The 359-nt window shown below is 63.5% G+C and carries 1 protein-coding gene; it reads left to right on the forward strand.

The window, feature by feature from the left end:
• Positions 1–34: 34 nt before the first annotated feature.
• A partial coding sequence (locus tag AC1DIX_RS28375) for a LysR substrate-binding domain-containing protein (RefSeq protein ID WP_477328701.1) occupies positions 35–359 on the forward strand: 325 nt, incomplete at its 3' end.

Below are 359 nucleotides of genomic sequence, written 5' to 3' on the forward strand. Positions count from 1 at the left end.
GCTCGCCGTCGAATATCTCAGGCGCTACCCGGCCATGCAGCTCGAAATCGCCACCGAAGGCGCGCTTGTCGATATCAACGCGAAGGGCTTCGACGCCGGTATCCGCATCCTGGAAGCCGTGCCGCCGGATATGATCTCCGTGCCGATCAACCGTTTCATCCGCCCTGTCATCGCCGGCCCACCCGGCTATTTCAAAGAGAAGGGCATCCCCAAGACCCCCGCCGATCTCGAAACCCACCGCTGTATCCGCGCCCGCATGGCAAGCGGCACCATTTACCGCTGGGAGTTCGAGCGGCGCGGCGAGGCATTCACCATGGATGTGCCCGGCACGCTGATGCTCGACGACAGCGACCTCATCC

This window comes from Massilia sp. 05N420 (assembly GCF_056397205.1).